Origin of the sequence: Pseudomonas lalucatii (assembly GCF_018398425.1) — a bacterium.
In the GTDB taxonomy this organism is placed as follows: Bacteria; Pseudomonadota; Gammaproteobacteria; order Pseudomonadales; family Pseudomonadaceae; genus Aquipseudomonas; species Aquipseudomonas lalucatii.
The window spans coordinates 1960250-1973617 of sequence record NZ_JADPMV010000001.1 but is presented as its reverse complement, the minus strand read 5'-3'; the positions used below and the strand labels follow the sequence as shown (position 1 = coordinate 1973617).

The 13368-nt window shown below is 67.9% G+C and carries 10 protein-coding genes; 3 read left to right on the top strand and 7 right to left on the bottom strand.

The features are described 5' to 3' along the window. Nucleotides 1–22 precede the first annotated feature (22 nt). Nucleotides 23–1600 carry a DUF1302 domain-containing protein gene (locus I0D00_RS08960; protein ID WP_213639373.1) on the bottom strand — a complete coding sequence of 526 codons (1578 nt, stop codon included), beginning with the start codon at nucleotides 1598–1600 and terminating at the stop codon, nucleotides 23–25. A gap of 264 nt (nucleotides 1601–1864) precedes the next feature. Between I0D00_RS08960 and I0D00_RS08955 the strand changes: the two genes are divergently transcribed. Both I0D00_RS08955 and I0D00_RS08950 read left to right on the top strand, forming a co-directional pair. After that, the gene (locus I0D00_RS08955; RefSeq protein ID WP_213639372.1) at nucleotides 1865–3619 is read left to right on the top strand and encodes an FAD-binding protein; all 1755 of its coding nucleotides are present in this window, start codon (nucleotides 1865–1867) and stop codon (nucleotides 3617–3619) included. Between the two features lie 15 nt (nucleotides 3620–3634). Further along, complete coding sequence (locus tag I0D00_RS08950; RefSeq protein ID WP_213639371.1) at nucleotides 3635–4513, top strand: SDR family NAD(P)-dependent oxidoreductase; 879 nt, start codon at nucleotides 3635–3637, stop codon at nucleotides 4511–4513. Nucleotides 4514–4965: 452 nt separating this feature from the next. On the opposite strand, the gene I0D00_RS08945 is transcribed toward I0D00_RS08950, so the two are convergent. The 6 genes from I0D00_RS08945 to I0D00_RS08920 all read right to left on the bottom strand — a co-directional run bounded on the left by I0D00_RS08945 (nucleotide 4966) and on the right by I0D00_RS08920 (nucleotide 11622). Next, on the bottom strand, nucleotides 4966–6540 hold the full coding sequence (locus I0D00_RS08945) for a FadD3 family acyl-CoA ligase (RefSeq protein ID WP_213639370.1): 1575 nt from the start codon (nucleotides 6538–6540) through the stop codon (nucleotides 4966–4968). Nucleotides 6541–6614: 74 nt separating this feature from the next. Next, complete coding sequence (locus tag I0D00_RS08940; RefSeq protein ID WP_213639369.1) at nucleotides 6615–7358, bottom strand: SDR family NAD(P)-dependent oxidoreductase; 744 nt, start codon at nucleotides 7356–7358, stop codon at nucleotides 6615–6617. A 210-nt stretch (nucleotides 7359–7568) separates the two neighbouring features. Continuing rightward, nucleotides 7569–8663 (bottom strand): ferredoxin--NADP reductase, encoded by a 1095-nt coding sequence (locus tag I0D00_RS08935; protein WP_213639368.1) that lies wholly within the window; start codon nucleotides 8661–8663, stop codon nucleotides 7569–7571. A 13-nt stretch (nucleotides 8664–8676) separates the two neighbouring features. Continuing rightward, nucleotides 8677–9432 (bottom strand): glucose 1-dehydrogenase, encoded by a 756-nt coding sequence (locus I0D00_RS08930; protein ID WP_213639367.1) that lies wholly within the window; start codon nucleotides 9430–9432, stop codon nucleotides 8677–8679. Next, complete coding sequence (locus I0D00_RS08925; RefSeq protein WP_213639366.1) at nucleotides 9420–11099, bottom strand: FAD-binding protein; 1680 nt, start codon at nucleotides 11097–11099, stop codon at nucleotides 9420–9422. The genes I0D00_RS08930 and I0D00_RS08925 overlap by 13 nt, the downstream gene beginning before the upstream one ends. A gap of 10 nt (nucleotides 11100–11109) precedes the next feature. After that, nucleotides 11110–11622 carry a flavin reductase family protein gene (locus I0D00_RS08920; protein WP_213639365.1) on the bottom strand — a complete coding sequence of 171 codons (513 nt, stop codon included), beginning with the start codon at nucleotides 11620–11622 and terminating at the stop codon, nucleotides 11110–11112. Nucleotides 11623–11918: 296 nt separating this feature from the next. Here I0D00_RS08920 and I0D00_RS08915 point away from each other — a divergent pair, with 296 nt between their 5' ends. Next, nucleotides 11919–13103, top strand: coding sequence for an acyl-CoA dehydrogenase family protein (locus I0D00_RS08915; protein ID WP_213639364.1), 1185 nt, complete (start codon nucleotides 11919–11921; stop codon nucleotides 13101–13103). Nucleotides 13104–13368 lie beyond the last annotated feature (265 nt).

Below are 13368 nucleotides of genomic sequence, written 5' to 3'. Positions count from 1 at the left end.
CTGGATTCCTCCGTCAGAGGCTTCAGAAACGGTACTTGAAGTTGAGCGCGAGGTGGTCGCGATCCGCCAGGGGGGAGTTCTTGGCGTTGCCCAGATAGGCGTTGTAGCTAGCCTCCACGGTGAAGTTGCCGAGATAGCGCCAGGAGCTGCCGATGCTCATGCGGTCGTCGCCCTCACCCGAGTTGATCGAACCCAGCAGCGAGCTGTCGCCTTGCGCGGCGGTGCTGTAGGTGATGGGCAGCGACATGTCCCAGCCGCTGAACACGTTGTTGTAGTCGAGGGTCGCCTGCACGGTGTAGCCCCAGGCGTCGCGGTCGAACAACAGGGTGTCGGTGCCCGGCAGGGTGAAGCCTGGGAAGGGCGTGAAGGGCTGCGATTCGTCGTTGCTCAGCACGGTGTTGTAGATCACCTCGCCGACCAGGGTGGTGTTGTCCGCCCAGACGGTCGGACCAAGCACGTGAATCATCGACATCTGCGCCTGCAGGGTCTCGGCTTTGACCGGGCTGCCGAAGCCGTTGTCGACCAACACCGGCTGGCCGTCGCGGTAGCTGACCTCGCCGGCGAAGCTGGTCTCGCCGAGCACGGTGGCGAAGCTGGCACCGTATTGGTCGATGTTGTCGAAGTAGCGCGCCCGGTAGCTGCCCAGCTCGGTCTGGAAGTCCAGCACCGGGGTCTTGGCGTGGAAGCGCGAATAGTAGAGGCCGAACTCGGTGTTGTTCAGCGATTCGGCGGTGTAGGTCAGGGCCATGCCGTACTGGCCGCTGTCACTCGGCTTGTCGTCCCTCAGCCGACGGAGGAAGCCGGTGGAGTCGTTGAAGCCGCCTTCGTCGATAAAATCGGTGGTGGAGAAGTAGCTGCCGACCCCGAACAGTTCGGTCTTCTCCCATTCGTACTGGTAGTAGGCCTGCAGGTCGAGGTTGTCGGTCAGGTTGAACTGGCCGAACAGTTGACCGACCGGCAGCAGGATCTCCTTGACCTCGACCCCCGGGGTGGTCGCCTTGGTCGCGTCCACCGGGCTCTGCGCCGAGGAGATGCCCTGGTAGAACAGGCTCTCGCCCCAGCTCACCACCTGATCGCCGAGGCGCAGGTTGAGGTTGCGCCCGCCCAGCTCCCAGCTGCCGTAGAAGTAGGAATCGAGCAGGCGCAGGTCCTCGCGGTGCTGGTCGATGGTCTCCTGGGAGAAACGGTCGGGACGCGAACATTGACCCCCGGCGAAGCAGTTGGAAGTGCCGCTGTCGTTGTCGTTACCCTGGTCGTAGACCCGGTCGTAGAAGCCGGCGGCGCGCATGAACAGACCGTAGTCGCCGCGCCATTTGAAGTCCGCCTCGGTGAGGAAGCCGACGCGGTTGTTGATCAGGCTGCCCTTGTCGAAGGCATTGTCGCCGTCGTTGCCATTGGCGTTAGCGGTCAGCCGCCGATCGCGACCTTCGGTGCGCCAGGCCAGGCTGTAGCTCAGGGTGGTGTCCCAGTCGATGCTCAGCTCATCGCTGGGCTGGAAGGACAGGGCGCTGGCCTGGCTGGCCAGGCCGCCGGCGAACACGGCCAGGCCGAGGCGGATGGCGGTGCGTAGCGGTTGCGGGGCGATTGTTGTTTTTATCATGTCGTCCTCATACAGAAGTCGGTGCTACCCGACCTGCGTTTCAGGTTTTTTGGGGGAGCTGGTGTGACTATGGAGTCATCGTCTAAGGACCAACATCGTCCAAGCGGACTAACCCGATCGGCGCAGGTTTTCTCCCATGATTTTAGTCCCATCGGACGATGCCTCTCGGCGCGACTGCTGCGAACAATCCCGGGTCGACTGCGCACAGCTCCGGGCTGACGGCGGCGGCTCCTTGTCCTCTAGACCCTGAGCGGAGATGGTCCCATGAATGACGGCACGATCTACTGGGATGAAGCCTGCGATGTGCTGGTGGTCGGCTCCGGCGCCGGCGCCATGACCGCCGCTTTGCGCGCCCACGACCTCGGCCTCGACGTGCTGCTGATCGAGAAGAGCGAGCAGTACGGCGGCACCTCGGCGGTGTCCGGCGGGGGCATCTGGATTCCCAACAATCACCGCATCGCCGCCCTCGGCGGCAGCGACTCGGTGGAGGAGGGCATCCGCTATATCCAGGCGGTGACCCAGGGGGAGGTCGACGACGGGCGTATCGAGGCCTATGTCGAACGCGGCCGCGAGATGGTCGAGTACCTCGAGCGGCACAGCCGGGTGCGCTTCGAGGCGCAGCCCGGTTACGCCGACTACTACCCGGAGGTGGCAGGCGGCAAGCCGGGCTACCGCTCCATGGACCCGCTGCCGTTCGACGCCGCCGAGCTGGGCGAGGAATTTTTGCGCATGCGCGCGCCATCGCCCGGCACCCTGATGCTGGGACGCATGGCCATGACCATGAAGGAAGCGCAGGTGCTGCTGTGTCGCGGCCCCGGCTGGCTGCGCCTGACCGCCAAGGTGCTGTGGCGCTACTGGCGCGACTGGCAGGGCCGGAGGCTGTCGCGCCGCGACCGTTTCCTGACCCTGGGCAACGCGCTGATCGGCGCCCTGCGTGCCTCGCTGCTGGACCGTGGCGTGCCGCTGTGGCTGAACTGCGCCCTGGACGAGTTGATCATCGACGACGGGCGGGTCTGCGGCGCCTTGGTCAGTCGCGAGGGACAGCCGCTGCGGATCAAGGCGCGGCATGCCGTGATCCTCGGTGCCGGCGGCTTCGAGCGTAACCAGGCGATGCGCGCGCAGTACCTGCCGCAACCCTCGCAAGCCGCCTGGAGCGCCACGCCGCCCAACAATACCGGCGATGCGATTCGTGCCGGTCAGGGCATAGGCGCGGCCACCGCGCTGATGGCGCACAGCTGGTGGGCGCCGACCAGCCACGTCGCCGGCGAGGAGAAACAGCGGGCGATGTTCGTCGAGCGCAACTTGCCCGGCTGCATCCTGGTCGATTCCGCCGGCCAGCGCTTCGTCAACGAGGCGGCGCCCTACACCGACATCGTCTACGCCATGTACGCGCACAACCGCGAAGGCGCGACCAGCGTGCCCTGCTGGATGGTCTTCGACGCCGAATTCAGGCGCAAATATCCCTGCGGCGCGCTGCTGCCCGGCTATGCCCAGCCCGACTGGCAGGTGCCCAAGGCGCTACGCGGCTACTTCCACAAGGCCGCCAGCCTGGCGGCGCTGGCCGGGCAGATCGGCGTCGACCCGGCGGGCCTGACGGCGACGGTCGAGCGCTTCAACGGCATGGCCGAGCAGGGCCGCGACGAGGATTTCCACAAGGGCGAGTCGCTGTTCGACCGCTACTACGGCGACCCCCATGTACGGCCCAATCCCTGCCTGGCGCCGCTGAGCAAGGGCCCCTACTACGCGGTGCGCATCGACGCCGGCGACATCGGCACCAAGGGCGGCCTGCTCACCGATACCCATGCCCGCGTGCTGCATGTCGACGGTCAACCCATCGCCGGGCTCTATGCGATCGGCAACTGCGCCGCCTCGATGATGGGCCGCACCTACCCGGGCGCCGGCTCGACTATCGGCCCGGCGATGTGCTTCGGCTATCTCGCGGCCAACCATATCAAGAGCCAGATCAAACCACGCCTGCACAGCCCGTGCGTGCCCGCCGAATCCGCCGATCAGGCTTAACCTCAGGAGCTGCCCATGCCAACTGCAACGTCCCCAGTCGCCGTGGTTACCGGCGCCAGCCGTGGCGTCGGCCGCGGTATCGCCCTGGCCCTGGGCGCCGCCGGCATGACCGTGTATGTCACCGGTCGCGCCCCGGCCCAGGCCGGTTCCAAACTCTATGGCCAGGCCCTCGACGGCTCGCTGGAAGGCACCGCCGCGGCCATCGGCGCCGCCGGCGGTCGCGGCATCGCGGTGCACTGCGACCATGCCGAGGATGCCCAGGTGCGGGCGCTGTTCGCCCGGGTCGCGGAGGAATGCGGGCGCCTGGACCTGCTGGTGAACAACGCCGCCTTTATCCATGAACAATTGATCGAGCCGGGCCCCTTCTGGAGCAAGCCGCTGGAGCTGGTGGACATCCTCGAGGTCGGCCTGCGCTCGGCCTATGTCGCCAGTTATTACGCCGCGCCGCTGCTGCTCAAGGCGGGCCGTGGGCTGATTTGTTTCACCTCCTCGTTCGGCGCCGGTTGCTACATGCACGGCCCGGCCTACGGCGCGCAGAAAGCCGGGGTCGACAAGCTGGCGGCGGACATGGCCATCGACTTCGAGGGCAGCGGCGTGGCCGCCTTGTCGCTGTGGCTGGGTCCGCAGCTGACCGAGCGCACGCGCCTCGCCGGCGCGCAGCACGGCGAGCAGTACCAGGCGTTTCTGGCCCAGGCCGAGACGCCCGAGTTCAATGGCCGGGTGATCCACGCGCTGCTGGGCGACCCCGAGTTGCCGAGCTATAGCGGGCAGACCCTGGTCACCGCCGAGATCGCCCCGCGCTACGGCATCAGCGAGGCCGCGGGCCGCCAGCCGCCGTCCTACCGCGAGATGCTCGGCGCGCCACGGCTGCAACATCCCGCGCGGGTGATCTGAAGTGCAAACAACCGACGGGCCCTAGGGCCCGTCGGTTGTTGCGCAGGCCTCGCCACCTGGTCTCAGACCGCCGTCGGCAGCTTGATCGGGTACTGGCTGGTGGGCACTACATCGATCTTGTCGAAGTCGAGGAAACGCTTGCAGCTGTCCAGCATCGCCGTCAGGTTGCGCTGGAACTTCTCCTCGTCGCCGCCCCCTAGACTTCATCCATACCAGCCCGGCTTTCGCCGAGTTGTGCGAGGGGGACGCCGCCGACATGCTCAAGGCCGAGACCCTGGCGGCCGAGCGTGAGGTGGCAGGAGCTTCGCCGGCGCGTTCGAGGCGGCTTTCGGCGCTGTCTGAGGGGTGCAGGATGCCGGGCTGCGCTCCCCAGGCGCAGCCCGGCTTCGCGCATGGCGCAGGGGCGGCTCATGGGTTCTGCCTCCTCAGGCCGCTGCGCTGCTGGGACTGGGTCAGACTGCGGCGGCCGCCCACTCGCGCAGGACATTTTTGGTCACCTTGCCGGCGGCGTTCAGCGGCAGGGCCTCGACCACCTGCACCCGGCGCGGCACCTTGTAGTTGGCCAGTTGCTCGCGGCACCAGGCGAGCACGGCCGACGCCTCGATGGTGCGGCCGGGGGTCGGCAGCAGGAAGGCCATGGCCACCTCGCCGAGGCGCTCGTCGGCGATGCCGATCACCGCGACCTGGGCCAGGCCCGGGTAGCGCAGCAGGCACTGCTCGATCTCCGCCGGGTAGACGTTGAAGCCGCCGGTGATCAGCATGTCCTTGAGCCGGTCGGTGATGCGCAGGTAGCCCTGCTCGTCGAGCACGCCGATATCGCCGGTGTGCAGCCAGCCGTCGGCGTCCAGGGCCTCGGCGCTGGCCTGGGGGTCGTTGAAGTAGCCGCGCATCAGGTTGTAGCCGCGCACCAGCACCTCGCCGGCCTGGCCCGGCGGCAGGCGGCGGCCCTCGGCGTCCACGCAGCACAGCTCGACGCCGGGCATGGCCCGGCCGCTGCTGTTGGCGACCAGTTCGGGCGGGTCGCCGGGGCGGCAGATGCTGGCGAAACCACAGGCCTCGGTTAGGCCGTAGGCGGTGACTATGGTCGCGAAGCCCAGTTCGTCGCGCATGCGCTGGATCATCTGCACCGGAATCGCCGCGGCGCCGGTCACCGCCACCCGCAGCGAGGACAGGTCGTACTGGCTGCGTTCGGGGTGGGCCAGCAGCGACTGATAGAGGGTCGGCGGCCCCGGCAGCACGTTGATCCGCTCGCGGGCCACGCAGGCCATCAGCTGTTCGACGTCGAACACCTGCTGCGGGTAGATGCAGCAGCCGCGCATCAGCGCCGCCAGCCAGCCGGCCTTGTAACCGAAGGAGTGAAAGAACGGATTGACTATCAGGTAGCGCTCGCCCTGGCGCAGGCCGACCACCTCGCTCCAGTCACGCACCACCCGCAGGTTCTGTCCGTGCTCGGTCATCACCCCCTTGGGCCGGCCTGTGGTGCCGGAGGTGAACAGCAGGTCGGACAGCGACTGCGCCGTGACCGCCACCTGACGGCGCGCCAGCACGGCGGCCGGGACATTGCGGCCGAGGGCGAGAAACTCGGCCCAGTCCAGGCAATCCGCCGCGCTGCCGCGCAGGCAGACGATCTGGCGCAGCGCCGGCAAGTGCTCGCCGTCCAGCTGACGTGGGTAGTCGACGCCGAGAAATTCGCCTATTGAGAACAGCAGGCTGGCGCCGCTCTCGCGCAAGACAAAGGCCGCCTCGCTGCCTTTCATCCGCGTATTCAGTGGCACCAGCACCGCGCCGACGCTGTGCAGGGCGCTGGCGGCGACTATCCATTCCCAGATGTTCGGTGCCCAGATCGCCACCCGCTCGCCGGCCTGGATCTCCAGGGCGAGCAGGGCATAGGCGGCCTGCTGGCGCAGCCGGTCGAGTTCGCGGTAGCCGATGCGCCGGCCGCCGTCGACGATGGCCGGGCTGTCGCCAAAGGCCTGGGAGGCATTGGCCAGCAGTTGCGGAATGGTGGTGGATTCGACGGGCGACATGGCACCTCCTCGGGCAGAGGATCAGGGCAAAGGGGCAGCGGGCCGGGCAGGGCGTCCGGCCCGCGGAGGCGGGCTTACTGCGGCGGAGCGAAACGCCGGCCGGCGGAGAAACCGCCATCCACCGCGATCATCTGCCCGCTGACGAAGCTGGCCTCGTCCGAGGCGAGGAACAGCGCGACGTTGGCCACTTCCTCCGGTTGCCCGGCGCGGCACAGCATGTGCTGCGAGGCGAAGTAGGCATGGAAGGCTTGATTGTCGCGGACCATGGAGGTCATAGGCGTATCGATCAGCCCGGGGCACAGGCCGTTGACGCGGATATTGGCATGGCCGTAGTCGATGGCCATGGAGCGGGTCAGCTGGTTGATGCCGCCCTTGGCCACGTTGTAGGCGACGTTGTTGTCGCAGCCCTGCAGGCCGAAGATCGAGCCGATATGGATGATCGAGCCGCTGCGCTGGGCCAGCATCGGCGCCAGGGCGTACTTGCTGGTGAGCATGCTGCCGGTCAGGTTGATGTCCAGCACCCGTTGCCAGTTGGCCGTGCTGGTGGCGGTAACGCTGCCCTGGTCGGCGATGCCGGCGGCATTGACCAGCACATCCAGGCGGCCAAAGCGGCCGACTATCTCGCTCATCAGCTGCTCGATCTGCGCCTCGTCACGCACGTCCAGGCTCATGAACAGACCGGGAAACTCCGCCGGCGCGGCGCCGATATCCAGCCCCACCACCTGTGCGCCTTCCTCGGCGAAGCGCCGGGCACAGGCCAGGCCGATACCCGAAGCGGCACCCGTAACCACCGCCACCTTGTTCTGCAATCGTGCCATTACGCACCTCGTTTTATTGTTGTGAGTAGGTTCTTCGTGCGGAGTCTAACCACAGCGCGGCCGTCGGTGATCGTCCATTGAGACTAAGCCAGGGGAAGGTCATATTGGCGACAGGCCGTTGCCCGTTGTGGCGGGCGCAGAAAAGCCCGGCCTGAGCCGGGGAAAAGGAGCTAACACTCGGCGCACGCACGCACGCACGCACGCACGCACTCAATCGGGGAACTTCACCCGCAGCTGCGCGCTGCTCGGCCGGCTCTGGCAGGCCAGGGTCCAGCCCGCGGCCAGTTCTGCGGCGCTGAGCACGTCGTTGCGCGCCAGCCGGGTTTCGCCTTCCTCGACCCGGCACATGCAGGCGCCGCAGAAGCCTTCCTCGCACGAGGAGGGCACCGCCAGACCGGCCGCCTTGCAGCTCTGCAGCAGGGTGTCGCCGGGTTGGTAGGGAATCTCGTGGCGCTGACCATCCAGCTCCACGGTCAGGCTTGCGCAGCTCGAATCGAGGCTGGCCGCGCGCGCCTCGGCCTGCTGCGCCTGCAGCTGGTCCGGATCGGGCGGCGAGACGAAACGCTCGACATGGATGCGCGCCGACGCCACGCCCAGATCCAGCAGCGTGCCCTCTACCGTGTCCATGAAGGGCCCGGGGCCGCAGATGAAGAATTCGGCGCCGGCATGGCCGCGCACCAGCTGGCGCACCTCGGCGGCGGTCAGGAAGCCCTGCACCGAGTCCAGCACATGCACCACCTGCAGGCGTTCGCCGTTGGCCTTGGCCAATTGGCGCAGTTCGTCCTTGAAGATCACCGAGGCTTCGTCGCGGTTGGCGTAGATCAGCTTGATCCGTCGCTGGGTGGTACGCAGCGCCGACTTGAGGATGGAGAACACCGGAGTGATGCCCGAGCCGCCGCCGAACAGCAGCAGTTCGTTGTCGCCGTCATCCAGGTGGCTCTCGTTCAAGCAGAAATGACCGGCCGGCGGCAGCACTTCCAGCCAGTCGCCGGCCTGCACCTCTTGGTTCATCCAGTTGGACACCCGGCCGTCGGCGACCCGCTTGATGGTCACCTTGGGCAGGGCGTCGCAGTGCGGCGAGCTGGCCATGGAGTAGCAGCGGGTCAGCAGCTTGCCCTGGTAGGGCACGCGGAAACTGAGGAACTGCCCCGGCTTGTAGGCGAAGCGTTCGTGCAGCTCGGCCGGCACCCGCAGCACCAGCGAGCGGGCGTCGGCCGTTTCGTCTATTACCTCGGCCACCTGCAGCCGGTAGCTGCCGGTCACAGGCTGCTCGGACGGAGTCAGGTGCAGCTGCTGGGTGCCCATGTTCACCTCCGCTTTACAGGCCGCTGATCAGCTGCGCGTTGTCCACCCGCAGCTCGCTGCCATTGATGAAACGCGACTCGTCCGAGGCGAGGAACAGCACCAGGTTGGCGATATCGCGCGGCGCGCACATGCGGTTCAGCGGGTCCTGGTCCAGGGTCTCCTGGGGGATCGCCTGGCCGCCGGTCAGGGCCTGGGTCATAGGCGTGTTGATGCCGTCCGGGTGCACCGTATTGCAGCGGATGCGGTAGCCCTGCTGCTTGCAGTGCAGGGCGATGGAGCGGCTCATGGCCGCCACCGCGCCCTTGGACGCCGAGTAGGCGCAGAACAGCGGCATGCCGCCCAGGGCCGCCACCGAAGACATATTGATGATCGAGCCGCCGCCGGTTTCTTTCATCGCCTGCACGCCGTACTTGCAGCCGAGGAAGTAGCCCTCGCTGTTGATCCGCTGCACCTTCTGCCACAGCTCCAGGCTGGTGTCCTCGATGCTGCCCAGAGCCAGGATGGCGGCGTTGTTGACCAGCACGTCGAGACGGCCGAAACGCTCCAGGGTGAGCTTGATCACGTTCTGCCAGTCGGCTTCGCTGGCGATGTCCTGGCGGATGAACAGGGCGTGCTCGCCGATCTCGGCGGCGACCTGGCGGCCGGCCTCCTCGTTGAGGTCGGTGAGCACCACCTTGGCGCCTTCGCTGGCCAGCAGCAGGGCGTCCTCGCGGCCGACGCCGCTGGCGGCGCCGGTGATGATGCAGACCTTGCCTTCTACTCGTTGCATTGTTGTTCTCCTGATCGGGCGGTTGCGGGTTGAATCTGGTTCGCCAGGTGGGCGGCGGCGCGACGGCCGGAATACACGCAGTCGGCCAGCGACAGGCCGGACACATAGAGGTTGGAGGCGATGCCCACGGCATTGCGTCCGGCGCTGTACAGCCCGGCGATGGGGGCGCCGGCAGCGTCCAGCACCTGGCCACTGCGCTCGCAGACCCGCAAGCCGCCGAGGGTGATGGCCGGGCAGGGGAACAGCTTGCTGTCGAAGGACAGGTCGATGGCGTACCAGGGCCCTTGCTCCAGCGAGGCGAGCATGGCCGCCGATTTGCCGAAGGAATCGGCCGTCTCGCCGCGGGCGGAGCTGTTGTAGTCGGCCAGGGCCCGTTCCAGATTGGCTACCGGCAGGCCGCAGCGTTCGGCCAGGGCCGCCGGGCTGGCCCCACGCTTGGCGTTGCACAGCAGGTTGAGCAGCACCGGCAGGCGCTGGAACTGCCAGACCTTGCCCGGCCCGACTTGGCGCAGCGCCTCGCGGAGCAGGGCCTTATTGAGGATGAGGATGGCGCGGCCGCCCTGTTCCTCGACCATGGCGTGGCCCAGGGTGGCGCCGTAGACCTCTTCGTTGCAGTAGCGTTGGCCGGCGTCGTTGACGATCAGGCCACGGGCCCAGGCCAGCGGCGGGTTGATGAAACGCCAGGCGCTGACCTTGTCCATGCGCGCCAGGGCGCCGCCGGCGCCCTGGCCGAGGCGGATGCCGCTGCCGTCGCAACCCGTGGTGCCCAGCGGCAGGCCGGCCAGGTACTGCGGCGCGTAGCGCGTGATCATCGCGCGGTTGAAGATGAAGCCGCCGGCGCTCAGCAGCACGCCGCGCTCGGCGCGAATCAGCCGGCGTTCGGCATGGCCCAGCTCGATCCGCCGCAGCCGCGCACGCAAGCGCTCGGCCAGGGGCGGGGCGTACATATGGATGGCCGTGGCCCAGCGGCTCAGGCGCCGATGCCAGCGCGCGGCGCGGCTGTCGGGCGGCAGCTGCCAGGCCTCGACGCCGAGCACCTCGTCGCCGGGGCCGAGGACCAGGCGGCGCACCTCGCACTGCTGGCGCAGGCGCACGCCGCGGCTGAGGGCGGCGTTTTTCAGGGCGGCGAACAGGCTGGCGCCGGACATCCCCGGGCCCTTGCTGCGGTGCCCGCGCGGCGCCGGCGCGGCCTGGGCGGCATAGGCCGGCACCGCCTCGTTGCCGGAGTAATAGAGGTAGTACTGGTCGCTCGGGTAGGAGGTCTTGTGCGGCGGCACGCTGGCCTCGAAGGCGGCGCCCTGGCGCTCCAGCCAGGCCAGCTGCGCGCAGCTGCGTTCGCAGAAGTCGCGCAGGGTAGTGGCGGACACCGCCTCGCCGACTTCCTGGCGCAGGTAGGCGACCATCGCATCGGCGCTGTCGCTGTAACCGGCCTGTTGCTGGTAGGGGGTGCCGCCGCCGGCATACACCACGCCGCCGCTGAGCGCGGTGGCGCCGCCGCCGGCGAAGCGCTCCAGGGCCAGCACCGAGAGGCCGCGGTCGCTTGCCTCGATGGCCGCGCAGACTCCGGCGCCGCCGAAGCCGACCACCAGCAACTCGGCGCACTCGTCCCAGCCGAGCGCCTCGGCAGCGTCCACCCGCAGGGGGGCAAGCGCCTCTGTCGCCGTCATGCCGCGCGCCTCAACCGGCCGCCGCGAGGGTCGGCGCCGGTGCGGTGGTGGTGTAGCCGCCATCCAGGTAGACCAGCGGGCTGATTTCGGCGCCGTTGTGAATCTGCTGGATACGGCCGATGAAGATGCTGTGGGTGCCGTAGCTGAACTTGCCGTCCTGGCGGCAGAGGATGGCCGACTGCGCATCGCCCAGGTAGGGGATGCCGCCTTCGCTGGTGCGCCAGTTGCCGCGCTGGAAACGCGCCTCGCCCTTGATCGGGCCGCTGCACAGCTGCGACAGCTCTTCCTGCTCGAGGCCGAGGATGTTCACGCAGAAGTCCGCGCCGGCATCCAGCACCGCGTGCAGCGAGGCGGTCTGGTTGACGCAGATCAGCAGCGACGGCGGTTCGGTGGACAGCGAGTCGACCGCGGTGGCGGACATGGCGAAACGCTCGTTGCCGTTGCTGGTGGTGATGATGGTCACCGACTTGGCCAGGCGGCGCATGGCCTGGAGCATCTCGGCTTTCAGATCGACTGGGTTCATCGCACGGCCCTCTTGTTGTGCACGGCTGCTGGTGCATGGCGTGTGATGGATTCTTGCAACGGCTTGGCCCGGCAACATCGTCCGAGGGGACTAGTCGCGCTTCGGCGTTACCGGCTGGAGGGAGGGGTGCTTGCCGCGGGGAGGAATGGCGCCGCCCATATGGTCCGTTTGAGGGATGTTGGCCGCTGCTAGCGTTGTTTGAATGCCCGCGTAGGGTGAGCCGCCGCTGTGCCGCGCGACCCACCACCGCTGAACGCGCGCCCCGGCGGACGGGGCGAACAGAGGAGAACAACAAGATGCTCGACCAAGAGCTGATTCGCCAGCGTCTGATCCAACGAGCCCGCGAACTGGTGCCGGTGCTGCGCGAGCGCGCGCCGCAGGCTGCCGCGCTCGGCCAGTTGCCGGAAGAGACCATCCGCGATTTCCAGGAGGCCGGTTTCTTCCGCATCCTCCAGCCGACCCGCTGGGAAGGCTACGAGCTGGAGCCGAAAGACTTCTTCGAGGTGCAGATGTGCCTCGCCGAGGGCTGCATGTCCTCGGCCTGGGTGCTCGGCGTGGTGGCCATCCACAACTGGCAGCTGGCGTTGTTCGACGACCGCGCCGCCCAGGACGTCTGGGGCCAGGACTCCAGCGTGCTGATCTCCTCCTCCTATATGCCGGTGGGCAAGGTCGAGCGGGTCGAGGGCGGCTTCCGTCTGAGTGGTCGCTGGGGCTTCTCCTCCGGCAGCAAGCACTGCGACTGGGTGTTCCTCGGCGCCATGGTGCCGCCGGCCGAGGCGGGCGGGGCGCCGGATTACCGGACCTTCCTGGTGCCGCGCAGGGACTACCAGATTCTCGACAACTGGAACGTCATGGGCCTGGAAGCCACCGGCTCCCACGACATCCTGGTGGAGAACGCCCTGGTGCCCGAGTACCGCACCCACCGCGCCCTGGACGGTTTCATGCAGGACAGCCCGGGCAATGCGGTCAATGCGGCGCCGCTGTTCCGCCTGCCGTTCGGCCAGATCTTCGTGCGCGCCGTGTCGTCCTCGGCGATCGGCGCCTTGCAGGGCGCGGTGGATCAGTTCGTCGCGCACAACCGCGCGCGGGTTGGGGTCAACGACGGGCGCAAGATGGTCCAGGATCCGGCGGCGCAGAGCGCCTTGGCCAATGCCATGGTCTGTGTCGACGAGTGCAAGACAGTGCTCTACCGCAACTTCGAGCTGATGCTGCAACGGGCGCAGCACGGCGAGCCGCTGGCGATGGCCGAGCGGGTGAAGATGCGCTACGACTCGGCGCTGGTCGCCGACAAGTGCGCGCGGGCGGTGGGCGAGCTGATGTTCAACAGCGGCGCCTCGACCATCTTTCGCAGCCACGCGATCAACCGCGCCTTCCGCGACATCCACACCGGCCGCGCCCACGTCGCCAACAGTCCGGCCAAGTACGCCTGGAACCTCGGCGGGGTGAGCATGGGTCAGGACAGCACGGATTTCTTCCTCTGATGCGTAGGATGGGTTGAGCAACGCGATACCCATCACTCCGGCCAGATGGGTATCGCTGCGCTCAACCCATCCTACGGCCATCCATCCAGCTGCCATGCGCCCGCCTCTGTGCGGGCGTTTGGGTTTTCGCCGAAGGCGCCGGGAGACGCGGCCTTCAGGCCATTGCAAGTAGTCTGTTTGGGGGATTCCGCCGGCCCCTCGATCCTCGACCATGCGCGCAAGGCCTAGGGATTCCCAGGCTCAACCGAATCCAGAACAAGAAGGG